This window comes from Bradyrhizobium sp. URHC0002 (genome assembly GCF_054059515.1).
The window spans coordinates 1,303,539-1,327,097 of the sequence record NZ_JBSSCF010000001.1 but is presented as its reverse complement, the minus strand read 5'-3'; the positions used below and the strand labels follow the sequence as shown (position 1 = coordinate 1,327,097).

The window sequence follows — 23,559 nt, the reverse complement described above, 5'->3', positions numbered from 1 at the left end:
CACGGCGAAGACGCCTTTGCCCACCCTACGCCCGACTAATGCGTCCTCAGCTCGCGCTCGCGCTGGATCACTTCCGTCGCCAGCTTCAGATAGGCTTCGCTGCCGACACATTTGAGGTCATAGACAAGCACCGGCTTGCCGTAGGACGGCGCCTCGGAGATGCGCACGTTGCGCGGGATCATGGTGTCGTAGACCTTGCCGCCCATGAACTGCCGCACGTCGGCGACGACCTGGTTCGACAGGTTGTTGCGCGAATCGAACATGGTCAACACGATGCCGTGGATCGACAGGTTCGGATTGAGGGTCGAGCGCACCTGCTCCACCGTCTGCAGCAATTGCGACAAACCTTCGAGCGCGAAGAACTCGCATTGCAGCGGCACCAGGATCGCATCCGACGCCGCCATCGCATTGACGGTGAGGAGGTTGAGCGACGGCGGGCAATCGATCAGCACATAGGTGTACTCGGTGTCCGGCGCCGCGTTCTTGTTCAGCGCGGCGATCGCGTCGCGCAGCCGGAACGCACGGCCGGGCGTCGTGCCGAGTTCGAGTTCGAGGCCCGACAGATCCATGGTCGAGGAGGCGATGTGCAGCCGCGGCACCGCAGTGGCAACCACCGCTTCACGCAGCGGCGCTTCGCCGATCAGCACGTCATAGGTCGAGCAGTTGCGGGTGCGGCGATCGATGCCGAGACCGGTAGAGGCATTGCCCTGCGGATCGAGATCGACGATCAGCACGCGCTCCCCAATCGCGGCGAGTGCCGTGCCCAGATTGATCGCTGTAGTCGTCTTGCCGACGCCGCCCTTTTGGTTGGCGAGCGACAGGATGCGTGGATGGGGCGGTGGAGTAGGGTCCCTATCCTCTTGATATAGCTCATCTAATTCGTTCATGCCCGATCGCCATATGTGATCGCGGAGGGGTTGCGCCGCTCGATCCGATCGAGTTCGACGATCCAGCCGTGCCCGCCCGTGCGGCTGGAATGGAGTCGCGGTTCAATATTCCAATATTTAGTGGCTTCGGTCAATTCAGCCTCTACATCTTGGCCCTTGAGAAACAGCGCCTTCGCGCCGCCGCTCACAAACGGTTCCGCGAAACCGACAAGCTGATGTAATGGAGCCAGTGCCCGCGCAGTGACGCAATCGACGTGGCTGCCGATTCTATCCACACTATCCCCGATTCCAACCAAATGCACGGTCGCAGCCGCGGAAGTTACGCGGACCGCTTCGCGCAGAAAGGCCGCCTTCTTGGCGTTGCGTTCGACCAGGTGAACATTGGCGCCCGGCGTTTCCACCAGGGCGCAGGCAAGTACCACGCCAGGGAAACCGCCGCCGCTGCCGAGATCGACCCAGACCTTCGCTGACGGAGCCAGATCCAAGAGCTGAAGCGAATCGGAGACGTGGCGGGTCCAGAGATGCGGAAGCGTCGACGGCGCGACGAGATTGGTCTTGGCCTGCCACTCCACCAGGAGATCGACGTAGCGTTCCAGCCGTGCCGCCGTTTCAGGTGAAACGGGGGTGAGGGCGAGAGCTGTCGCCTTGTCGCTGGCGGAAGGAATATCCGCCGGTTGGATTTTGCCCATGTTTGGAAATGCTGTCTGTTGAGGTCGTCATTGCGAGCGAAGCGAAGCAATCCATTTCGCAACTTGCTGAGGCATGGATTGCTTCGTCGCTGCCGCTCCTCGCAACGACGGTAGAAGGCCCCCTCTTAAAGCAGCAATCGCAGGATGGGTGGAGCAAAGCGATACCCATTCTACATCAACGTTTCACGTGAAACAGATTCTTAAGCCGTCGCCTTTGAGGTCTTCCGGCGCGCTTCCCTGCGAAGGTAGGCTGCCAGGATACCCAGCGCCGCCGGCGTCAAACCGTCGAGCCGGCCCGCCTGCCCCACTGTCCGCGGCCGCGCCGCCTCAAGCTTGCCGCGCGCTTCGTTGGAAAGCCCGGGCACATCGGTATAGTCGATATCGGTCAGGACCAACCCCTCGTCGCGCCGGAAGGCATCGACGTCGGCGGTCTGGCGCTTGAGATAAACATCGTACTTGGCGTCGATCTCGAGATGCACGGCGATGGATGGATCGACGGCCGACAGCTCCGGCCAGATGCCGCGCAACACGTCCCATTCGATCTCAGGATAGGCCAGCAACTCAAACGCCGAACGCCGATGGCCATCCCGGTTGAGAGCGAGGCCGTGCCTGGCTGCTTCGTTGGGGGTCATCGACAGCGACTTGGCCAGTGCCTTGGCCGCAGCCAGCGCAGCCATCTTGTCGCGATGCCGCTCTGAGCGCGCCTGCCCTACGCAACCCAACGCGATCCCCTTATCGGTCAGGCGCTGATCGGCATTATCAGCCCGCAAGGTCAGGCGATACTCCGCCCGCGATGTGAACATCCGGTACGGCTCGGTGATTCCGCGGGTCACGAGATCGTCGATCATCACACCGAGATAGCCGTCCGCGCGATCAAACACGATTGGGTCGGCGCCTCCGGCTGCCAACGCTGCGTTCAAACCCGCAACGATCCCCTGCGCCGCCGCCTCCTCATATCCAGTCGTGCCGTTGATCTGTCCGGCCAGGAAGAGACCCGGAAGGCGCTTGGTCTGCAAGGTCGGCTCGAGCTCGCGAGGGTCTACATGGTCGTATTCGATGGCGTAGCCGGGCCGGACCATCTTCACCCGCTCGAGCCCGGGGATGGTCGCAAGGATCGCGAGCTGAACCTCTTCCGGCAGTGAGGTCGAGATGCCGTTTGGATAGACCGTGGAGTCGTCCAGCCCTTCCGGCTCCAGGAAGATCTGATGTCCATCGCGGTCGCCGAACCGGACGATCTTGTCTTCGATCGAAGGGCAATAGCGCGGACCGCTGCTCTTGATCTGGCCGGAATACATCGGCGAGCGATGCACATTGGCCCGGATGACGTCATGGGTAGCCGGCGTGGTCCGGGTGATGCCGCACTGGATCTGGGGCGTCGTGATCCGGTCGGTCATGACCGAGAACGGCTCTGGTGGATCATCGCCGGGCTGCATTTCGACGGATGACCAGTCGATGGTCGTGCCATCGAGCCGCGGCGGCGTACCGGTCTTCAATCGTCCGAGCGTGAAGCCGACCCTTTCGAACGAGGCCGAAAGCCCCATTGCCGGCGCCTCCCCGACCCGTCCAGCCGGCCAGTTCTTCTCGCCGAGATGGATCAGACCTCGCAGAAAGGTCCCGGTGGTGATCACCACTGCTCCGGTCGAAAGCTCACGACCGTCGCCCAAGCGAATTCCCGTGACCCGGCCGTTCGAGACGATCAGCTCATCCGCCTCGCCTTCGATCACGCTGAGATTGGCAGTCTCCCGGATCGCGGTCTGCATGGCGGCGGCGTAAAGCTTGCGGTCCGCCTGGGCGCGCGGTCCGCGGACAGCCGGACCCTTGCGGCGGTTCAGCATCCGAAACTGAATGCCCCCGGCGTCAGCCACCCGGCCCATCAAACCGTCCAAGGCATCGACCTCGCGGACCAGATGGCCCTTGCCGAGACCGCCGATGGCGGGATTGCAGGACATGGCTCCGACGGTGGCGAAACGGTGAGTCACCAAGGCAGTCTTCGCGCCCATCCGCGCAGCGGCACTTGCGGCTTCGCAGCCGGCATGTCCACCGCCGATGACGATGACGTCGAAAGAGTCCGCTTGGGAAAGCATGCGGGACTTCTATCCCGGAGTTGTTGGACCCGAAAGCAGAAGTTTGAGGAAAGTGTTTCACGTGAAACACGGCTTGCGCCTGGGCCCATGTTTCACGTGAAACATGGTTAGCGAAAGGTAAGGAAACTTCACTTACCTACACAGAACTCACGAAAGATCACGTCGAGAATGTCTTCGACGTCCACTCGTCCGAGTAACCTTCCCAGTGAATGTGCCGCCGTCCGGAGTTCTTCCGCCGCCAGTTCTTCGCCCTGCCCGATCACCGCGATACAGCGCTGTAGCGAAGCCGCCGTCTCCTGCAGCAGTTTCCGTTGCCGGGTCCGGCTGATCAGTCCGCCCTCGGTGCCGCCAAAGTAGCGCTGGGCGAAACCCACCAATGCCGCGATCAGCTCCGGCACCCCATCGCCGCGGCCCGCGGAAATCTGAAAGACACGGCCTTCGGCCGACTCACCCAATGGCCGACCGGCCGTATCGAGATCGATCTTGTTGCGCACCAACCAGACCGGCGCGGTCCCCTCGCCCTGGGTCTCGACTCCTGACAAGTCCGCCAGCCAAAGCACGAGGTCCGCATCCGCCGCACGCGCCCGGGCACGACGGACACCCTCCTGTTCGACCGGGTCGTCCGTCTCACGAATCCCTGCGGTGTCGATCACCGTCACCGGATAGCCGTCGAGATCGAGCTGCACTTCGATGACGTCGCGCGTGGTGCCGGCATGCGGCGACACGATCGCGACCTCGCGGCGCGCGAGCTGATTCATCAGTGTCGACTTGCCGACATTCGGCGGCCCGGCGATCGCGACGACAAGACCATCGCGGAGCCGTTCGCTCCGCCCCTGCCCGGTCAGCACTTCCTCGATCTCGGCCAGCAGCACTTTGACCTTCGCCATCGCCGGCGCGATCAATTCCGCCGGCACGTCGCCCTCGTCCGAAAAATCGATCCCGGCCTCGATCAGCGCAGACGCTTCGATGATCCGCGCGCGCCAGTCGCGCGCCCTGTCGCCAAGCAGTCCCTTCAATTGGCGCAACGCCTGGCGGCGTTGCCGATCGGTGTCGGCATGGATGAGATCGTCGAGACCTTCGGCCTCCGTCAGATCGAGCTTGCCGTTCTCGAAAGCGCGCCGGGTAAATTCGCCGGGCTCGGCCGGGCGGACATCTTCGAATCCGGACAGCGCCGTGAACAAAGCCGCCAGCACCGCGCGCCCGCCATGGACGTGAAATTCCGCGACGTCTTCTCCGGTCGCGCTGGCCGGACCCGGAAACCACAGCACCACCGCGTCGTCGATCGGCCGCTGGCCGACATCCCCAAGCAGCGCGCGGGTGGCCATTCGTGGCGCCGGCAATTTGCCGGCAAGCGCCGTCACGATCTTCCCGGCCTGCGAACCCGAGACGCGCACCAAGGCAATCGCGCTCGGCGCCCGGCCCGACGACAATGCAAAGATGGTCTGATCCCGCGGATGCATGGGCCTATTTGTGCGGGAGGTTTTGAAAAGGCAACGCGATTCGAGTCGGGGCCTGGACGTGCAGGCGATACCGCGGGTCTACCGCGGACAGGGTGCCGCAAAAAATGCTGCAAAATCCGGAGAAGCACCCTCCCCCGACCCTCGGATCCAAATAAGTAATATAAAATTCAATATCTTACATGGTTAATCAATCACTAATGCCGATTTCCCGATGCTGTATTCCCATTGCAACGACGCCCGCAGCATAAAAAAAAGGCGCCCCGCTTCCACGAGGCGCCCTCTTCAGCCCTGGCCTGATGGCTCAGGTGTTCATGGAGTCGAAGAACTCCGAGTTGTTCTTGGTGTTGCGAAGCTTGTCGAGCAGGAAGTCGATGGCGTCCATGGTGCCCATCGGATTGAGGATCCGGCGCAGCACGTACATCTTCTTCAGCAGTTGCGGATCGGTGATCAGCTCTTCCTTGCGGGTGCCGGAGCGCGAGATGTCGATCGCCGGGAAGGTCCGCTTGTCCGAGACCTTGCGGTCGAGGATCAGTTCGGAGTTACCGGTGCCCTTGAATTCTTCGAAGATGACTTCGTCCATGCGGCTACCGGTATCGACCAGCGCGGTGGCGATGATCGTGAGCGAACCGCCCTCCTCGATGTTGCGCGCAGCGCCGAAGAATCGTTTCGGCCGCTGCAGCGCGTTGGCGTCGACACCGCCGGTCAGCACCTTGCCGGATGACGGCACCACGGTGTTGTAGGCGCGGCCCAGACGCGTGATCGAGTCCAAGAGGATCACGACGTCGCGGCCGTGTTCGACCAGACGCTTGGCTTTCTCGATCACCATCTCGGCGACCTGGACGTGACGCACCGCCGGCTCGTCGAAGGTGGACGACACCACCTCGCCCTTCACCGAGCGCTGCATGTCCGTGACTTCTTCCGGACGCTCGTCGATCAAGAGAACGATCAGATAGCATTCGGGATGATTGGCGGTGATCGAGTGCGCGATGTTCTGCATCAGCACGGTCTTGCCGGTGCGCGGCGGCGCGACGATCAGGGCGCGCTGGCCTTTGCCGATCGGGGCGACGATGTCGATAACCCTTGCTGAAAGGTCTTTGCGCGTCGGGTCTTCGAGTTCGAGGCGGAAGCGCTGGTCCGGAAACAGCGGCGTCAAATTGTCGAAATTGACCTTGTGCTTGGATTTTTCCGGATCTTCGAAATTGAGGGTGTTGACCTTCAGCAGCGCGAAATAGCGTTCGCCTTCTTTCGGGCTGCGGATATGGCCTTCGATGGTGTCGCCGGTGCGAAGGCCGAAGCGGCGGATCTGCGACGGCGAGACGTAGATGTCGTCAGGGCCGGGCAGGTAGTTGGCGTCGGGCGAACGCAGAAAGCCGAAGCCGTCGGAGAGAACCTCAACGACGCCTTCGCCGATAATGTCGATTTCCTGGATCGCGAGCTGCTTGAGGATGGCGAACATCAGCTCCTGCTTGCGCATGGTGCTGGCATTTTCGACCCCGTTCTCTTCCGCGAACGAGACGAGCTCGGCCGGCGTTTTCGATTTGAGGTCCTGGAGTTTCATTTCCCGCATTGGGGTGGTCCTGTGGAGTGTACTTTAGGGAAGGGGTGCGAGGTGGCTTAAAGAGATAGCGGACACGAAAAATTGGAAGGTCCGCAGGTCTAAGCAAGGAAAGCGCCGGTGAGGCTTCAAACCTGATGCGGCGGCCGGTCTCCAATGAAGAAACCGAAACGCAGCCACATCCGCCTGCGTGGGGTGGGATTTCGACAATATAGAAAATCGGCCGCTGCTTCGCAAGCAGGAGAGAAACCGCCGGATCGACGAAAAGCTCGGGCTAGAACGGTTTCACAATCACCAGTATCACGATGAGGATCATCAGGGCGGTAGGCACCTCATTGATAATACGATAGAATTTCTGGCTTCTGGTATTCCGGTCGGCGGCGAAATCCTTGACCAAACGGGAAAAAAAGCCGTGGACACCCGACAGGATCAGCACCAGCGTCAGTTTGGCGTGAAACCAGCCGGACGTGTACCAGTGCCCGCTCCAGGCCAGATAGAGCCCGGCCAGCCAGGTGATCGTCATCGCAGGGTTGATGATGGCCTTCAGCAGGCGCCATTCCATCACCTTGAAGGTCTCGGACTGCTTCGATCCGACCTCGGCCTCGCAATGGTAGACGAACAGCCGCGGCAAATAGAGCATGCCGGCCATCCAGGAGATTACCGCGATCACGTGCAGCGCCTTGATCCACGGATACGCCGTGATCGTGATCCACTCGTACATCGCAGTCGCCCGACCTTGCTCGTCCCTGAAACTTTCCGGCCCTCGCAGCGTTGCGAAGAAGCGCTGCCAGAGAGGGGACGCAAGACATATCCGCAAAGCACCGCTTCTCTAAACTAATAATTTTAGAATCTTAGGTTTGAGTCTAAGTGACGGTGATTATGACTCACACAAAACGATCCCGCATGTTTGCGAGGCTTGTTCACAACCTTCCCCAATTCCGGCGGAACATTGCCTCATACTGATAATGCCACGTGCATCAATTGCTTGCGCCGTTTCGTGGTCAGCTTATGAAGAGACAAATCCACACCTTCCCACTATCATGGCGATGAGCAGGCGGACTTGTCCTCTCGCGAGGCCCTGTGAAGAAAAGTCCGGGTTATCCCTGACGTGACGACCCAGGGCCAAATATCTTGGTTAAGCTCCACAGGGATTCACAGGATACACAGGGGTTCTGGTGCCCACGATCGGCAATTATTTTCATCTTCATCTGGTCTCCGACTCGACCGGCGAGACGCTGATCACGGTGGCGCGCGCGGTGGCCGCGCAATACGCCAATGTGACCGCGGTGGAGCACGTCTATCCGCTGGTGCGCAGCCAGAAGCAGCTCGACCGCGTGCTCGACGAGATCGAGGAGGCGCCGGGCATCGTGCTCTTCACGTTGCTGGAAAAGGATCTGGTCGGCCGGCTGGAGGGCAAGTGCAGGGACATCAACATCCCGAGCCTGTCGATCATCGGCCCGGTGATGCAAATGTTCGAGGCCTATCTCGGCGCGGCAACGACGGGCAGGGTGGGGGCCCAGCACGTTCTGAACGCGGAATATTTCAAGCGCATCGACGCCTTGAACTACACCATGATTCATGACGACGGCCAGCACGTCGAAGGTCTGGAAGACGCCGACGTGGTTCTGGTCGGCGTGTCCCGTACGTCGAAGACGCCGACCTCGATCTATCTCGCCAACCGCGGCGTCCGCACCGCGAACGTGCCGCTGGTGCCGGGCATTCCGCTGCCGCACCAGCTGGAGACGTTGAAAAAGCCATTGGTCGTCAGCCTTCATGCGACGCCGGAGCGGTTGATCCAGGTCCGGCAAAACCGGTTGCTGAGCATGGGCGCCGATACCCCAAACGATGAGTACATCGATCGTCAGGCGGTGACCGATGAAGTCGCCTACGCCCGGAAACTGAGTGCCAAATTCAGTTGGGCGCAGCTCGACGTGACGCGCCGCTCGATCGAGGAAACCGCCGCGGCTGTGCTCAAACTGTTCACCGATCGCCAGCGGCAGCGGCTTCCGGAATGATGTTTTCGCGATGACCATCTGGCGCGGAAAAGATCCGCTGATCCTGGCCTCGCAGAGCCGCGCGCGGCAGATGCTGCTTGCCAATGCCGGCGTTTCCTTTGAGGCCGTTCCAGCCGATATCGACGAACGATCCGTGCAGAAAAATTCCGGCCTTTCCGCGCCCGGCGAAATTGCGGGCCTCCTGGCGCGCGAGAAGGCGTGCTTCGTATCGTCAAAAAATCCCGGCCGTTATGTCGTCGGCGCCGATCAGACGCTGGCTTTTGGAAACCGTCTGTTCAGCAAGCCGGCCGGCCGCGCCCAGGCCGCGGATCAATTGCGCCTGCTTGCCGGCGGAACGCACGAACTGCATTCCGCCGTTGCAGTTGCCCGCGACGGCAAGGTAGTGTTTTCCGATGTTTCGGTCGCCCGCCTGACCATGCGCGCACTGACCGGGTCGGAGATCACAGCGTATCTGGACGAGGTTGGCGAGGCCGTGACTTCGAGCGTCGGGGCCTATCAGCTCGAAGGGCTCGGCGTACATCTCTTCGATCACTTCGAAGGCGATCACTTCACGATCCTCGGCCTGCCGCTGCTGCCACTACTTGCATTCCTGCGCCGCGAGCAATTGCTGGGAATTTGAGAGCATCCCTAAAGAGCAACAAACAACATGCGGATACTTGGACTGACCGGCTCGATCGGGATGGGAAAATCCACCACCGCAAAGCTGTTCGCAGAGGCGGGCGTGCCGGTTTACGACGCCGATGCGGCCGTTCACAAAATCTATGAAGGCGAGGCGGCGCCTGCGATCGAGGCGGCATTTCCCGGCACGACCGTCGATGGCAGGGTTGATCGCGCAAAGCTGTCCGCCAAGGTGGTGCACGATCCCGCGGCCATCAAGCAGCTCGAGCAGATCGTTCATCCGATGCTCGGCGCCTCCCGCCAGAAATTCCTCGCAGAGGCCGAAGGCGCCGGCGCGCCGGTCGTGGTGATGGATATCCCGCTATTGTTCGAAACCGGTGGCGAGAAGCGCGTCGATGCCGTCGTGGTGGTCACGACGTCTCCCGAAGCTCAGCGCGAGCGAATATTGGCGCGCGGCACCATGACGTCAGAGGCGCTCGACGGCATTCTGGCGCGGCAATTGCCCGACGCCGAAAAGCGCAAGCGGGCGGATTTCGTGGTGGATACGTCGCATGGATTGGACCCGGTGCGCACAGCCATCCGCGACATTCTGGCCGAGGTCGTTAAGATGCCGCAGCGGCGAACCTGATTCGCTTAAACCTCCGGTCTTAGAAGCTCCATGCGCGAAATCGTTCTCGATACCGAAACCACGGGCCTCGATCCGCTGCGCGGCGACCGGCTGGTCGAGATCGGCTGCATCGAGATCTACAACCGCATGCCGACCGGACAGACCTTCCACCGATACATCAATCCCGAACGCGACATGCCGGCGGAAGCATTTAACGTGCATGGCCTGTCCAGCGAGTTCCTTTCCAGCAAGCCGCTGTTCACAGAAGTGGTTGAGGAGTTCCTGGAATTCATCGCCGACGCGCCGCTGGTGATTCACAACGCATCGTTCGACATCAGCTTCATCAATGCCGAACTCGACCGCACCAAGCGGCAGCCGATTTCGCGCGATCGCCTGGTCGATACGTTGTTGTTGGCCCGCCGCAAGCATCCCGGCGTGTCGAACCGGCTGGACGATCTCTGCTCGCGCTATGCGATCGACAATTCCCGCCGCACCAAGCATGGCGCGCTGCTCGACGCCGAGCTGTTGGCCGAAGTCTATATTGACCTGATCGGGGCGCGGCAGTCGCAATTGATCCTGGCGTCGGAAACCCGCGTCACTGTCAGCAACGGATTTGGCGAAACGCCGCGCCGGCAGCGCGAGGTGCCGCTGGCGCCGCGAATCACCGACGCGGACCGCGAGGCCCATCGCGCCTTCATCGCCACTTTGGGCGACAAGCCGATCTGGAACGATTTTCTCGGAGCCGCCTAGCGGCGTTTGGCCGCTGGGCTGTCCTTGATTCGGAATCCCAGGATTTAGCTCGGCTTTGCGCCGGAAGCGGCCTGCCGTTCCATGTTCTGGCGGTACAGACCGACGAAATCGACGGGATCGAGCATCAGCGGCGGGAAACCGCCATCGCGCACCGCGGTGGCGATGATCTCGCGCGCGAACGGGAACAACAACCGCGGGCATTCGATCATGACCAGCGGATGCAGGTTTTCCTTCGGGACATTGACGATGCGGAACACGCCAGCATAGGCCAGCTCGAAGCTGAACATCACCTTGCCGGCGTTTTCAGCCTTGCCCTCGATCGAGAGCGTCACTTCGAACTCGTTTTCCGAGAGATTGTTCGCGGAAACGTTGATCTGGATGTTGATGGCTGGCTGCTGCTCTTGCGGCGCCAGGGAGGAGGGGGCGTTCGGATTCTCGAACGACAGATCCTTGGTGTATTGCGCCAGCACGTTGAGCTGGGGAGGGGCCTGTTCGGGAGGCGCGCCGTTGCCGTTGGTCATGAAACTCTCTCCTGAAGCTGGCGAGCGGAGCCCGTTTTCGTCTGAATTCGCTCGATGGGCGGGATGCCATTTCCGGGCGAGTGGCTATCATAGCCCCGCCACTTTCCACAAGGACGACGGTCCGGCCGACGCGACCCTCGGCGAAATGTGGCAGATATGCCTAATACGGTCCCGCCAGCAGCCCAGTACGTACCCTAAATAATTGAATACGCGTGATTTCCGGACAGGATCGGGTTTCCCCTCGACCCCAAAACGCGCTACAATTCACCCGCGCCAAAACGCGCCATTGGCCGGGCGTAGTTTCATGCCTACATGCTGCAGTCTCGATCGATGATGTAATCTCTGCCGTTCTCAGGGAAAACTCGTAAGAGAGCTTCTTGTCAGGGAACGCTCGACCGCCGGGCCCGTTGCCGGCGTTAGAACCAGAAAGCGAATACGACGTGGATATTTACACCATCATCTTCCTGGCGCTGGCGGTCTTTATCTTCCTGCGCCTGCGCAGCGTCCTCGGACAGCGCACCGGCAGCGAACGGCCGCCCTACGATCGCGCCGCGCCCAACGTCGTGCAGCGTACGCAGGATAACAATAATGTCGTTCCGATGCCGGGTGCGGTGATCGATCAGGCGCCGCTGGCGCCGAGCGCGGATGTCGCGCCGAACGACCGCTGGAAGGACGTTGCCGAGCCGGGCACCCCGCTTGCCGCAGGTCTTGACGGCATTGCGGCCCAGGACTCCTCGTTCGATCCCCGGCATTTCATCTCCGGCGCCCGCAGCGCCTATGAGATGATCGTGCTGGCTTTCGCCAATGGCGACCGCCGCGCGCTGAAGGATCTGCTGTCCAGCGAGGTCTATGACAGCTTCGATGCCGTGATCAAGGATCGCGAAAAGCACGAGCAGAAAACCGAAACGCGGTTTGTTTCGATCGACAAGGCCGAACTGGTGAGTGCGGACGCACGCGACCGGTCGGCGCAGCTGACCGTTCGTTTCGTGTCGCAGATGATCTCGGTCACCCGCGACAAGACCGGCGCCATTGTGGATGGCAATCCCGATAAGGTCGCCGATATCACCGATGTCTGGACATTCGCCCGCGACACGAGCTCTCGCGATCCGAACTGGAAGCTGGTTGGCACCGGAAGCGCGGCCTGACGCGCGACGCCTTGCGGGGCTCGCGTTTGGCGTGATCGCTTTGGCGTGTTCGCTGGCTCCGGTGGAGGCCCTTGCGGCACGTCGTGCGCGTTCGCAAAAGCCTGCGTATCCGCCGGCCGTCCGTCACCTGCCATATCCCGAGCTTGAATCCCCGTTTCAGATTAACGGCGGCCAGTATGCGCCGGTCGCCTGGTCCGAGATCGCAGGCTGGCGCGAGGACGATCATCTCGCCGCCTATAACGCGTTTCGAGTGAGCTGCAGGCCGATATCGGCGCAACGAACGCCGCCGGCCGATCCGAAGGCGCTCGGCACCTCGCTACGCGATCCCTGCCAGATCGCAAAAGGTCTCGAATTATCCGATGGACTGAAGGCCAAAGCCTTCTTCGAGGACCATTTTCTTCCCCTTCGTATTTCGCGGCTTGGCGAAGGCGAGGGCTTTGTCACCGGCTATTATGAGCCGATCGTCGACGGCTCGCGGACGGAGAACGAGGTCTACAAGGTGCCGGTCTATCGCCGGCCGTCCAATCTGTTCGTCCGCGGCACTACACAGGGCTCGGCCGGCTTGCCCAACAAGGGCCAGGTGTTCCGCAAGATTGGCCGCCGCAAGCTGGTGCCCTATTACGATCGCGCCGAGATCGAGGACGGCGCGATTGAAGGCCGCGGGCTCGAAATCTGCTTCCTGAAGGAACAAACCGACCTGCTGTTCTCGCAGATCCAGGGTTCGGCGCGGGTCAGCCTCGACGACGGCTCGACCGTTCGCATCAATTACGATGCCCATAATGGCTATCCCTATACGGCGGTCGGCCGCATCCTGATCGAGCGCAACATCATCCCCAAGGATCAGATGTCGATGCAGAAGATCCGGGAGTGGATGGAAGAGAATCCCAATGAGGCCGACGAGCTGCGGCGGCAGAACAAGTCCTACGTCTTCTTCCGCGAGGTGCAGCTTTCCGACAAGGACGAGGCGGTCGGCGCCCAGGGCGTGCCGTTGACGCCGGGCCGCTCGATCGCGGTCGATAAATCGCTGCATGTCTATGGCACGCCGTTCTTCATCGAAGGCGAGCTGCCAATCGAAACGGCTACATCAAAGACGCCGTTCCGCCGCTTGATGATCGCGCAGGATACCGGCTCCGCCATCGTCGGTCCCGCGCGCGCCGATCTCTATTTCGGCGCCGGTCTCGATGCCGGCAAGGTCGCCGGCCGCCTCCGCCACAATGCGCGCTTCGTCATGCTGGTGCCGAAGAGCCTCGATCCGCTGGCGCGCGGCCGCAAGATGCCGGTGCCCGACGCGCGGCCGTCGGAACAGATCGCAAAACTGTTCCCGCAAACCGCGCCGTTGAAAGATCCGTCCAGGGAGCAGGCGAACGCGGCGAAGCCGCCCGAGGTGACCGCGGCGACCAACGCCAGGCCTGCAGCTCAGGCAGCACCGCCTTCGCCAGCAGCGGCGCCTTCGCAAGCCCCGGCGGTCCAGGCTGCTGTGGCGAAGCCGGTGCCGCTTCCCGAGCCGCGGCCGAAAGTTGAAGCGGTTTCGGCAAAGCCGCATCAGCGTCATTTGCGCCGGTATCGCCATCCCCGATGAAACGCCGGTCGTCGAGCCTGATTCCCGAATTGCCGGAGCCGCCCCGACGCAAGCGCGGTCTGAGCGAGGAGGACCGCGCGCTGTGGGAGAGCGTCGTCAAGCAGGTCAAGCCGCTGCGCAAGCGGCGCGCCTCGAAATCGTCGGTCGCCTCGGCGGAGGTCGATACCAAAGCGGCGCAAAAACCCGCCGCTTCACCGAGGCACGTCGCGCCGGCGCGAATCGTCGCTCCCTCAAAACCAGAACCGCCACCGCTGGCGCCGATCGGCCGCCGCGAGCGGTCGCATCTATCGCGCGGGCGGAAGGAGATCGATGCCCGGCTCGACCTGCATGGCATGACGCAGACGAGGGCGCATCGGGCGCTGTTCGGCTTCCTGCAGCGCGCCCATCATGACGGGCTGACCTTCGTGCTGATCATCACGGGCAAGGGCAAGATCGGGCCGGAGTCCGAGCGCGGCGTGTTGCGCCGTCAGGTGCCGCAATGGCTCGGCCTGCCGGAATTCCGCTCGATGGTTGTCGGTTTTGAGGAAGCCCACATCGGCCATGGCGGCGAGGGCGCCTTGTATGTCAGGGTCCGGCGGTCAAGGCTCTAGAAGGGGCGCACGATCCCGACGCGCGGGATCAGAGTTACGATCCAGCCGAACACAGTCGTCTTCCGATCATCCGTCAGTATCGGCGGCGTGTCCTTTGCAGCCGGCAGCGCTTTCACCGCATGCAGGATCAGGAACAGGCACACCGCCCAGTTCGAAATCCAGCGAGAATAATCAAACACGATCGCGAACATGACGAGATAGCCGAGGCTGACCATCACGATCGCGGCGGTGACGATGTGGCGATGGGCATCAACGGAAAGCGCTGTGATCAGGCCGCGAAAATATCGCCAGAGCGGCGTGTGCAGCCAGATCAGGAGCGCAAACACCGGCACGCCGAGCAGGTTGTGCGGCAGGCGGGCCCAGGTATCCCAAATTTCCTTCGAGAGCGGCTGGTACCAGATGTATCCAAAGCTCAGCAGGTTCGCTTGCGATGGGTCCGCCATCCGGCTGTGCAGATGCGCGACAAACTCCGTCTCCGGCACGGGAACGGTACCGTAGAACTGCGCGGCAAGGAAAAGCGTACCCACCGCCCCGAGCGATGCAATACCGACGGCGACGTTCTGCCGATCGGCTCCGCGAACGAGATAATGCCGCAACACCACGATGACGGCGATCGTCGGCACGTACATCAAGAGATGAATGTGGTGGATCAGAACGAGTACGACCGAGAACACCGCGGCAAGCAGCACATAGGCGAGCGAGCGCGCTGGAATCAGCAGCAGGCAGATCGCAAACAGGCATCCGCAGATGTCGAAATGCCCGAGCGTATGCATAAAATTCTTCAGGAAGAACGGCGAGCCCGCCATGAACACGAACAGCGGCAGATGCTCTTGATCAAAACCAAACGTCCGCCGGAACAACTGGACGAACAGCGCTGCCGTGACCAGCCACACCGTGCCGGCCAGCGCGAACACCAGCCACACCGGCACCTTGGCCGTAAACAGCGAGACGATCGCGCCGATCAGGGCGCGCTTGGTGAAGCCGAAATGATAGTCGACCAGCAGATGGATGTAGGGAACGTAAGGCGGCAGCGCGATCTTGTGCCAGAACACCCCGATCAGCACGGCAGCATTGACGACCAGCATCAACCGCCAGGGGTTTTCCCATAGCCGCGAAATCATTCAGCACCCCGTCGTCCCTGCCTAGTGCGCAATTGCGCACGGGGCGCAGGGACCCATACCGCGGGATATATCGATAGGTCGCGGTGTGGATACCTCATAACACAACAAAGGCCGGTGGTTATGGGTCCCTGCGCCCGTGCGCAATTGCGCACTAGGCAGGGACGACGAGCGATCGGGGCCTACAAAATAAACCGGCTCAAATCGGCGTTCTTGGCGAGGTCGCCGACGTGCTTCTGCACGTAATCGGCATCGACCTTGATGGTCTCGCCATGGCGGTCCGGCGCGGCGAACGAAATCTCGTCGAGTACGCGCTCCATCACGGTCTGCAGCCGCCGCGCACCGATATTCTCCACCGTTGAATTGACGGCGACCGCGACGTCGGCCAGCGCGTCGATCGCGCCGTCGGTGATGTCCAGCGTCACGCCTTCAGTCTGCAGCAGCGCGACATATTGCTTGATCAGCGATGCTTCCGGCTCGGTCAGGATGCGGCGCATGTCGTCGCGCGTCAGCGCTTCCAGCTCGACGCGGATCGGCAGCCGCCCCTGCAATTCCGGCAACAGGTCCGAGGGCTTTGCGATATGGAACGCGCCGGACGCGATGAACAGGATGTGGTCGGTCTTGACCGCGCCGTGCTTGGTCGAGACCGTGGTGCCTTCGATCAAGGGCAGCAGGTCGCGCTGCACGCCTTCGCGCGAGACGTCGCCGCCGGCACGGCCGTCGCGCACGCAGATCTTGTCGATTTCGTCGAGGAACACGATGCCGTTGTTCTCGACCGCGCTGATGGCTTCCAGCACCAGCTGATCGCTGTCCAGCAATTTGTCGGATTCCTCGTTGACGAGAAGCTCATGTGAGCCTTCGACCGTCAGGCGGCGGGTCTTGGTTCGTCCGCCCATCTTGCCGAAGATGTCGCCGATCGAAATCGCGCCCATCTGCGCGCCGGGCATGCCCGGGATTTCGAACATCGGCATACCGCCGGAAGACTGTGTCTCGATCTCGATTTCCTTGTCGTTGAGTTCGCCGGCGCGCAGCTTCTTGCGGAAGGAGTCGCGGGTGGCGGGGCTCGACGCCGGTCCGACCAGCGCATCCAGCACCCGTTCTTCGGCGGCCTGCTGCGCGCGGGCCTGCACGTCCTTGCGCTTGCGCTCGCGCATCTGGACGATCGCGACCTCGACGAGGTCGCGGATGATCTGCTCGACGTCACGGCCGACATAGCCGACTTCGGTGAACTTGGTGGCTTCGACCTTGATGAAGGGCGCGTTGGCCAGCTTCGCCAGCCGCCGCGCGATCTCGGTCTTACCGACGCCGGTCGGCCCGATCATCAGGATGTTTTTCGGCAGCACCTCCTCGCGAAGCGAGCCGGTGAGCTGCAGCCGCCGCCAGCGGTTGCGCAGCGCGATCGATACCGCGCGCTTGGCGTCGGCCTGGCCGACGATGAAGCGGTCGAGTTCGGAGACGATTTCACGGGGAGAAAAGTCGGTCATACGCTTTGTACCATGGAGAGTGTCGTCCTATCGGGCGGTTCAATCATGCGAATTGAGTTGAGCGTGGCAGATACCGGGTGAGCGTCGACGGCACGATGCTCAGAATTCCAGCGCGCAGCGGCTTCCAGCCGGCGCTCAGCAACAGGACGAACGCACCGAGCACCAGTATGGTGAGCGGGATTGTCATGTCGGAAATGCCTGACTGCCGAATCAACGCCCAGAAGGCCACGCCAGCGTAGGAAAGACCTGAAACCAGCATCGCGCGACGGTCGATCAGAATGGCGACAAAGCTCAGTGCCAGAAACAGCGCCAGTATCAAGACGGCTGTGCCCTGATCGAGCTTTGAGGCTTGCGTCACCAGGCCACGGGTCACGGAGTGGACGATCAGCGGTGCGGCCAGCAGGTGCAGCCAGAACGCGACATCGGTTCGCCGTGTCCGCCGCTCCAGGTCGGCCATGTCGAACTGCATCGCCAAAGCGAAAACGGCAAGACCGCAAATCAAGATGGCCGCGTTATAGGCAATGGACGGCAGGTTCGGCGCCAGTCCGTAAAACAGGCTGAGCACGGTGGCTGTCAGGGCGGCGCAGCCGGCAGCAATGGTAATTGGCACTCGAAATCGCCAATAATGCAACGCGACCAGCAGCACGGTAATGAACGCAGCGCTGGCCACGATATTCGGTCGACTGAAGTAGATGTCGAGTAAGCGGCCCAGGCCGTGATAAGAAAAAGCAGTAGTATCGGTATCGATCGCATCGATCGCATGGCTGGCGGCGCAAAAGACTGCACACGCAAATACGACCAGAAGCACGATGCTGGGCAAGGCCATGCGCCGGATCCGGGTGAAGAACTCGGCAAGCAGCCACGCTGCAGCTGCTATTGCGGTGCTGGCGCCGAGCCCGCCTGCGGCCCGCGTCGCGAAAAATCCGATTGCGCCGAGAAACATGGCGAGGCCAATGGTGACGAAGACATCGCTGAAGCCGCCAATGAACCGAAGCTGCTCGTCGTCGGGCGAGGCGGGCAATTCAGGCGGACCGCCGGCATTTTCCAGCGCGCGCAGGCGCTCGGCCTGTTCGGCCGTGATAATGCCGCGCTCAACGCCTCTTGCCAAAATCTCGCTTGCAATCATCGACACGGAACCTCTGGAGTTAAGTAAGCCGGATCGGTGCTGTCGCAAGCAGCCGATGCCATCGCCTTAGATGATCGGCGGCCCACCTTGCCAAACCTTAATCGCCTCGAAGGGATGAATCAGCATGATGATGTTGAGCGTCAGATTGTCGCGAATGTGAAGCGCCAATATTAGCTCGAACAGGAACACGATCGCGACGGTGGCGACAATTGGAAGCCGCTTCGCCAGCAGAAAGCCGCCGATCATCGCAAGATTATCGGAGATTGAATTGACGATGCTATCGCCGAAATAATCCAGCGAGATCGTTCCGGCGCGGTAGCGGTTGATGATCCAGTCGGAATTCTCGACCAGTTCCCAGCCGCCTTCCAGCAGCATGGCGAGGATCAGGCGGCCCTGCCAGGCGAGGCGCGGGAACGCGAGGAAGGCTGCGCCATAGAACAGGATGCCGTGCAGGATGTGGGACAGCGTGTACCAGTCGGCGATGTGCTGCGAGTTTTCCGAACTCTGCACCACGCCGTGCCAGAGTTTTACGTAGCCACAGGCGCAGATCGGCAGGCGGCCCATCCCATACAGGATGGCGGCCTGGGTCGCGAGAATGCCGGCCGCAATCAGCAGCCAGTGCCAGGTCGAAAGCGTACGAATGGCGAGGGCTTTGCCGGCAAGATTGTCTGAGGTCATGCGTCACGCACCATCAAGAGCGCCGTACCATCGGGGGTGTCGACCAGATGCTGGCGGCGAAATCCAGCCTTTTCATAAGCGCGTATCGCGCGGCCGTTGGCTGGATCCGGATCGGTGATGACGCGTGGCGCACCGGTGGCCAGCAGCCGGTCGATGAAGGTTCGAATGAACGCGGATCCGTGACCGCGGTCGACCATGTCCTGCTCCCCGATAAACTGGTCGATTCCCCGCGTACCCCGGGGATGGGCGCCCAGTCCGTTTTCCGGCCAGACATCGGGATCGTAGCACTGCAGATAGCCGAAGGGGCGATCGTTCATCGCCACGACGAACTGCTCCATGGCTTCGACTTCGAGATCACCGCTGACGAGTTCGAATTGTTCTAGCGTATTGCCCCACCATTGCACGACATGCGGCTCCGCCAGCCAGCGTCGGACCAGCGGTAGATCGCTTGTCGTCATCGGGCGGAAAACATAGTCCGGCGCCATGATCGGGGCTCCCTCAGAGCGTTTCGATCGTGACGTTGCGGTTGGTGTAGACGCAGATGTCGGCGGCGATATCGAGCGCGCGGCGCACGATGGTCTCGGCGTCCTTGTCGGTATCGACCAGCGCGCGGGCGGCGGCGAGCGCGTAATTGCCGCCAGAGCCGATCGCCATCACGCCCGATTCCGGCTCCAGCACATCGCCGGTCCCGGTCAGGACCAGCGAGACGTCCTTGTCGGCGACGATCATCATGGCCTCGAGCCGGCGCAGATAGCGGTCGGTCCGCCAGTCCTTGGCGAGCTCGACCGCCGCGCGGGTCAATTGCCCCGGATATTGCTCGAGCTTGCTCTCCAGCCGCTCGAACAGGGTAAAGGCGTCGGCGGTGGCCCCGGCAAAGCCGCCGATGACGTCGCCCTTGCCAATTTTGCGGACCTTTTTGGCGTTGGCCTTGATGACGGTCTGGCCGATCGAGACCTGGCCGTCGCCGCCGATCACCACCTTGCCGCCCTTGCGGACCGTCAAAATCGTGGTGCCGTGCCAGATCGGCAGGTTGTTTTCAGATGCTTGCATGAATGGCCCTCGTTCCCGTCAGATTTAGGGGTTGGCGGGGAGGGTTACAATCGTAGCGTTTTCGAGCGAAGTGGGGACCGGTTCGCGTAAAGAAAACGCGTCAGAACAGATCGAGCCGGGATTCCGGTCACCATAGGTCGAAGTTCAGCCTCCAAAAGCGTCATCCCGCAGTAGCGAAAGCGACATCCGCCTGTTAAAAGGGCCGCGTTTTCGGCCCCCAGGCGGCCCAAGGGAAGCAGTTTTCATGCGCACAGCGTCCATCAAGCGCAAGACCAAGGAAACCGACATCGAGGTCGCGGTAAACCTCGACGGCACGGGCGTGTCCAAGGTTTCGACCGGCATCGGCTTTTTCGACCATATGCTCGACCTGCTGGCCCGGCATTCCCGCATCGACATCACGGTGAAGGCCGACGGCGACCTCCATGTCGATCATCACCACACCACCGAGGACGTCGGCATCGCGCTGGGGCAGGCCGTGAAGCAGGCGCTCGGCACCATGGCCGGCATCACCCGCTACGCCTCGATCCACATGCCGATGGACGAGACGCTGTCGCGCGTCGTGATCGACATTTCGGGCCGGCCGGTGCTGGTGTTCAAGGTCGATTTCCCGCGCGACAAGGTCGGTCAGTTCGATACCGAGCTGGTGCGTGAATGGTTCAACGCCTTCACGATCAACGCCGGCGTGACTTTGCACGTCGAGACCCTATATGGCGAGAACAGCCATCATATCGCCGAATCCTGCTTCAAGGGTCTGGCGAGGGCGCTTCGTGCCGCGGTCGCGATCGATCCGAGCGCGGCCGGCGAGGTGCCTTCCACCAAGGGTCAGCTCGGCGGCTGATTTCTTGTTCGCGTTTTTCGTTCGCGGCGGAGAGGTTCGATGCCGGTCTACACAGTGCATGCTCCCGTAGCCAACGGCGCCGATCTCGCGGCGACCGACAAGTTCGTCTTTGTCCGTGACGGCTTCCATTTCTGGGCGGCGGTCGCGAGCGTGATCTGGCTGTTGTGGCATCGGTTGTGGCTGGCGCTGATCGGCTGGATCGTTCTGATGGTCGCGATCCAGTTCGGGATGTCGGCGCTGGGCGCCAGCCGCGGCACGATCTTCGCCGTTGACGTCCTGATTGCGATCCTGATGGGCTTCGAAGCCGCCAGCCTGCGGCGGTGGACCTATTCGCGGCGCAAATGGCGCCAGCTCGATATCGTGGTCGCCGACGACGAGGAATCGGCCGAACATCGTTTCTTCGAGCGCTGGACTGCCCGGCAGCGTGGCTCGACCAACGACCAATGGGCGGTCGATCGCGGCGCACCCCCGCCGACCCGCAACATTCCGGGCCAGCCGTTCTCCAAGCCGCCGCCGCCATTGCCGCAGGGCGGGATCATCGGTCTGTTTCCAGAGCCGGGAGCGCCGCGATGAGCGTTGCGATCGTCGATTACGGCTCCGGCAATCTTCACTCGGCGGCGAAAGCGTTCGAGCTTGCCTCGCGGAGCATGCAGGATCCGCAGAAGATCATGGTGACGCGCGATCCCGAGGCTGTGTTTCGCGCCGATCGCATCGTGCTGCCGGGCGTCGGCGCCTTCGCCGATTGCCGCCGCGGGCTCGACGCGGTGGATGGCATGCTGGAAGCGATGACCGAAGCGGTGCGCGTCAAGGCGCGGCCGTTCTTCGGCATCTGCGTCGGCATGCAGTTGATGGCGACGCGCGGCAAGGAGCATGTCGTAACCGAGGGCTTCAACTGGATTGCGGGCGATGTCGAAAAGATCGCGCCGCGCGAGGAAAATCTGAAAATCCCGCACATGGGCTGGAACACGCTCGACATGATCCGCGAGCATGCAGTGCTGGAGCGGCTGCCGCTCGGGCCGAAGGGCCGCCATGCCTATTTCGTGCACTCCTATCATCTCAACGCCTCCAACGAGGCGGACGTGCTGGCGCGCGCCGATTACGGCGGGCCGGTGACGGCGATCGTCGGCAAGGACACCGCGATCGGCACGCAGTTTCACCCCGAGAAGAGCCAGCGTTTCGGCCTGGCCCTGATCTCGAATTTCCTGAAGTGGAAGCCGTGATTCTCTTTCCCGCCGTCGACCTGAAAAACGGCCAATGCGTGCGCCTCGAGCAGGGCGACATGGCGCGCGCGACCGTGTTCAACCTCGATCCCGCGGCGCAGGCCCGGTCCTTCGCCGAGCAGGGGTTCGAATATCTGCATGTCGTCGATCTCGACGGCGCCTTTGCCGGCAAGCCGATGAATGCGCTCGCCGTCGAGGCGATGCTCAAGGCCGTCACCATGCCGGTGCAGCTCGGCGGCGGCATTCGCGATCTCAAGACCGTGGAAGCCTGGCTCGACAAGGGCATCGCGCGCGTCATCATCGGTACCGCCGCGGTGCGCGATCCGGAACTCGTGAAGAACGCCGCGAAAAAATTTCCCGGCCGTGTCGCGGTTGGGCTCGATGCGCGCGACGGCAAGGTCGCGGTGGAAGGCTGGGCCGAAACCTCGCAAGTGACCGCACTCGAAATCGCACAGCGCTTCGAGGATGCCGGCGTCGCCGCCATCATCTTCACCGACATCGCCCGCGACGGCCTTTTAAAGGGCCTCAACCTCGATGCGACGATTGCGCTCGCCGAGCGCATCTCGATACCCGTGATCGCCTCCGGCGGTTTTGCATCCATGGAGGACGTCAAGGCACTGCTGCAGCCGCGCGCAAGAAAGCTCGCCGGCGCCATTGCCGGCCGCGCACTCTATGACGGCCGGCTCGATCCCGCCGCCGCGCTGACGCTGATCCGCAACGCACGCGCCGCGGCGTAGGAGTTTTCCCATGTTCAAGGTCCGCGTGATCCCCTGCCTCGACGTGAAAGACGGCCGCGTGGTCAAGGGCGTCAACTTCGTCGACCTGCGCGATGCCGGCGATCCCGTCGAAGCGGCGATTGCGTATGACGCGGCCGGCGCCGACGAATTGTGCTTCCTCGACATCACCGCCACCCACGAAAACCGCGGCACCATGCTGGATGTCGTGCGGCGCACGGCGGAAGCCTGCTTCATGCCGCTGACGGTCGGCGGCGGGGTGCGCACCATCGACGACATCAGGACGCTGCTGCGGTACGGAGCCGACAAGGTCTCGATCAATTCGGCCGCGGTCTCTAACCGGGAGTTCGTCAAGCAGGGCTCGGAAAAATTCGGCGAGCAGTGCATCGTGGTCGCGATCGACGCCAAGCGGGTCAAGCGCGCCGGCGGCGGCGAGCGCTGGGAGATTTTTACCCATGGCGGGCGCAACTCCACCGGGATTGACGCCATCGAATACGCGCAGGAAGTGGTATCGCTCGGCGCGGGCGAAATCCTGCTGACGTCGATGGACCGCGACGGCACCAGGCAGGGGTTCGACCTGCCACTGACGCAGGCTATCGCCGACAGTGTCCCCGTACCGGTTATCGCCTCCGGCGGTGTCGGCAATCTCGACCATCTGGTCGACGGCATCCGGCAGGGCCACGCCACCGCGGTGCTGGCGGCCTCGATATTCCACTTCGGCGAATTTACCATACGCCAAGCCAAGGAGCACATGGTGCGCGCCGGGCTGCCGATGCGGCTCGATCCCTGACGACTCCCCGTCACAAAAGTG

The 23,559-nt window shown here is 62.3% G+C and carries 25 protein-coding genes; 12 read left to right on the top strand and 13 right to left on the bottom strand.

The features are described from left to right. Positions 1-35: 35 nt before the first annotated feature. The 6 genes from ACVWVY_RS06350 to hemJ form a co-directional block, all read right to left on the bottom strand. Positions 36-887 (bottom strand): ParA family protein, encoded by an 852-nt coding sequence (locus ACVWVY_RS06350; protein WP_456625572.1) that lies wholly within the window; start codon positions 885-887, stop codon positions 36-38. Beyond that, positions 884-1,576 (bottom strand): 16S rRNA (guanine(527)-N(7))-methyltransferase RsmG, encoded by a 693-nt coding sequence (gene rsmG / locus ACVWVY_RS06345; RefSeq protein WP_456625571.1) that lies wholly within the window; start codon positions 1,574-1,576, stop codon positions 884-886. Before rsmG ends, ACVWVY_RS06350 begins: the two co-directional genes overlap by 4 nt. 200 nt (positions 1,577-1,776) lie before the next feature. After that, a complete protein-coding gene (mnmG, locus tag ACVWVY_RS06340) occupies positions 1,777-3,660 on the bottom strand; it encodes a tRNA uridine-5-carboxymethylaminomethyl(34) synthesis enzyme MnmG (protein WP_456625570.1) in 1,884 nt (627 codons plus the stop codon). Between the two features lie 128 nt (positions 3,661-3,788). Next, positions 3,789-5,120 carry a tRNA uridine-5-carboxymethylaminomethyl(34) synthesis GTPase MnmE gene (gene mnmE / locus ACVWVY_RS06335; protein WP_456625569.1) on the bottom strand — a complete coding sequence of 444 codons (1,332 nt, stop codon included), beginning with the start codon at positions 5,118-5,120 and terminating at the stop codon, positions 3,789-3,791. 301 nt (positions 5,121-5,421) lie between these two features. Further along, positions 5,422-6,687 (bottom strand): transcription termination factor Rho, encoded by a 1,266-nt coding sequence (gene rho, locus ACVWVY_RS06330; protein WP_108520089.1) that lies wholly within the window; start codon positions 6,685-6,687, stop codon positions 5,422-5,424. A gap of 262 nt (positions 6,688-6,949) precedes the next feature. Next, positions 6,950-7,396: a protoporphyrinogen oxidase HemJ gene (hemJ, locus tag ACVWVY_RS06325; protein WP_456625568.1), complete on the bottom strand. Its 447-nt coding sequence runs from the start codon at positions 7,394-7,396 to the stop codon at positions 6,950-6,952. Positions 7,397-7,850: 454 nt separating this feature from the next. Here hemJ and ACVWVY_RS06320 point away from each other — a divergent pair, with 454 nt between their 5' ends. From ACVWVY_RS06320 to dnaQ, 4 genes are read left to right on the top strand one after another with little or no spacing between them, the layout of a single operon-like run. Then, positions 7,851-8,690 (top strand): pyruvate, water dikinase regulatory protein, encoded by an 840-nt coding sequence (locus ACVWVY_RS06320; protein ID WP_456625567.1) that lies wholly within the window; start codon positions 7,851-7,853, stop codon positions 8,688-8,690. Between the two features lie 10 nt (positions 8,691-8,700). After that, positions 8,701-9,309 (top strand): Maf family protein, encoded by a 609-nt coding sequence (locus ACVWVY_RS06315; RefSeq protein ID WP_456625566.1) that lies wholly within the window; start codon positions 8,701-8,703, stop codon positions 9,307-9,309. A 27-nt stretch (positions 9,310-9,336) separates the two neighbouring features. Next, the gene (gene coaE, locus ACVWVY_RS06310) at positions 9,337-9,936 is read left to right on the top strand and encodes a dephospho-CoA kinase (protein ID WP_456625565.1); all 600 of its coding nucleotides are present in this window, start codon (positions 9,337-9,339) and stop codon (positions 9,934-9,936) included. Positions 9,937-9,966: 30 nt separating this feature from the next. Next, entirely contained in the window at positions 9,967-10,665 is a 699-nt protein-coding gene (dnaQ, locus tag ACVWVY_RS06305; protein WP_456625564.1) for a DNA polymerase III subunit epsilon, read from the top strand. Between the two features lie 44 nt (positions 10,666-10,709). Here the strand turns inward: dnaQ and secB are convergent, their stop codons facing one another. Beyond that, positions 10,710-11,186: a protein-export chaperone SecB gene (gene secB, locus ACVWVY_RS06300; RefSeq protein ID WP_456625563.1), complete on the bottom strand. Its 477-nt coding sequence runs from the start codon at positions 11,184-11,186 to the stop codon at positions 10,710-10,712. Positions 11,187-11,626: 440 nt separating this feature from the next. Between secB and ACVWVY_RS06295 the strand changes: the two genes are divergently transcribed. From ACVWVY_RS06295 to ACVWVY_RS06285, 3 genes are read left to right on the top strand one after another with little or no spacing between them, the layout of a single operon-like run. Further along, the gene (locus tag ACVWVY_RS06295) at positions 11,627-12,331 is read left to right on the top strand and encodes a Tim44/TimA family putative adaptor protein (protein ID WP_456625562.1); all 705 of its coding nucleotides are present in this window, start codon (positions 11,627-11,629) and stop codon (positions 12,329-12,331) included. Beyond that, positions 12,309-13,910, top strand: a complete 1,602-nt coding sequence (mltA, locus tag ACVWVY_RS06290) for a murein transglycosylase A (protein ID WP_456625561.1) — start codon at positions 12,309-12,311, stop codon at positions 13,908-13,910. Before ACVWVY_RS06295 ends, mltA begins: the two co-directional genes overlap by 23 nt. Beyond that, entirely contained in the window at positions 13,907-14,500 is a 594-nt protein-coding gene (locus ACVWVY_RS06285; RefSeq protein ID WP_456625560.1) for a Smr/MutS family protein, read from the top strand. Before mltA ends, ACVWVY_RS06285 begins: the two co-directional genes overlap by 4 nt. On the opposite strand, the gene ACVWVY_RS06280 is transcribed toward ACVWVY_RS06285, so the two are convergent. The 6 genes from ACVWVY_RS06280 to hslV form a co-directional block, all read right to left on the bottom strand. Further along, a complete protein-coding gene (locus ACVWVY_RS06280; RefSeq protein WP_456625559.1) occupies positions 14,497-15,621 on the bottom strand; it encodes a hypothetical protein in 1,125 nt (374 codons plus the stop codon). The two genes, ACVWVY_RS06285 and ACVWVY_RS06280, sit on opposite strands and share 4 nt — an antisense overlap. A 179-nt stretch (positions 15,622-15,800) precedes the next feature. Continuing rightward, positions 15,801-17,102 (bottom strand): ATP-dependent protease ATPase subunit HslU, encoded by a 1,302-nt coding sequence (hslU, locus tag ACVWVY_RS06275; RefSeq protein ID WP_456625558.1) that lies wholly within the window; start codon positions 17,100-17,102, stop codon positions 15,801-15,803. A gap of 43 nt (positions 17,103-17,145) precedes the next feature. After that, positions 17,146-18,228 (bottom strand): hypothetical protein, encoded by a 1,083-nt coding sequence (locus ACVWVY_RS06270; protein ID WP_456632118.1) that lies wholly within the window; start codon positions 18,226-18,228, stop codon positions 17,146-17,148. Positions 18,229-18,294: 66 nt separating this feature from the next. Next, a complete protein-coding gene (locus ACVWVY_RS06265) occupies positions 18,295-18,906 on the bottom strand; it encodes a DUF2585 domain-containing protein (RefSeq protein ID WP_456625557.1) in 612 nt (203 codons plus the stop codon). Further along, on the bottom strand, positions 18,903-19,391 hold the full coding sequence (locus ACVWVY_RS06260; RefSeq protein ID WP_456625556.1) for a GNAT family N-acetyltransferase: 489 nt from the start codon (positions 19,389-19,391) through the stop codon (positions 18,903-18,905). Before ACVWVY_RS06260 ends, ACVWVY_RS06265 begins: the two co-directional genes overlap by 4 nt. 13 nt (positions 19,392-19,404) lie before the next feature. Then, complete coding sequence (gene hslV / locus ACVWVY_RS06255; RefSeq protein WP_214488186.1) at positions 19,405-19,956, bottom strand: ATP-dependent protease subunit HslV; 552 nt, start codon at positions 19,954-19,956, stop codon at positions 19,405-19,407. 244 nt (positions 19,957-20,200) lie between these two features. On the opposite strand from hslV, the gene hisB reads away from it, so the two are divergent. Genes hisB through hisF form a run of 5 tightly spaced genes read left to right on the top strand, consistent with a single transcriptional unit; the run spans position 20,201 to position 23,538 of the window. Beyond that, the gene (gene hisB / locus ACVWVY_RS06250; RefSeq protein ID WP_108520057.1) at positions 20,201-20,794 is read left to right on the top strand and encodes an imidazoleglycerol-phosphate dehydratase HisB; all 594 of its coding nucleotides are present in this window, start codon (positions 20,201-20,203) and stop codon (positions 20,792-20,794) included. 39 nt (positions 20,795-20,833) lie between these two features. Beyond that, complete coding sequence (locus tag ACVWVY_RS06245; protein WP_456625555.1) at positions 20,834-21,367, top strand: DUF2628 domain-containing protein; 534 nt, start codon at positions 20,834-20,836, stop codon at positions 21,365-21,367. Continuing rightward, a complete protein-coding gene (gene hisH, locus ACVWVY_RS06240; protein WP_456625554.1) occupies positions 21,364-22,014 on the top strand; it encodes an imidazole glycerol phosphate synthase subunit HisH in 651 nt (216 codons plus the stop codon). Before ACVWVY_RS06245 ends, hisH begins: the two co-directional genes overlap by 4 nt. Beyond that, complete coding sequence (gene hisA / locus ACVWVY_RS06235; protein ID WP_456625553.1) at positions 22,002-22,751, top strand: 1-(5-phosphoribosyl)-5-[(5-phosphoribosylamino)methylideneamino]imidazole-4-carboxamide isomerase; 750 nt, start codon at positions 22,002-22,004, stop codon at positions 22,749-22,751. The genes hisH and hisA overlap by 13 nt, the downstream gene beginning before the upstream one ends. A 10-nt stretch (positions 22,752-22,761) precedes the next feature. Next, positions 22,762-23,538 (top strand): imidazole glycerol phosphate synthase subunit HisF, encoded by a 777-nt coding sequence (gene hisF, locus ACVWVY_RS06230; protein ID WP_456625552.1) that lies wholly within the window; start codon positions 22,762-22,764, stop codon positions 23,536-23,538. The last annotated feature ends 21 nt before the right edge of the window (positions 23,539-23,559 follow it).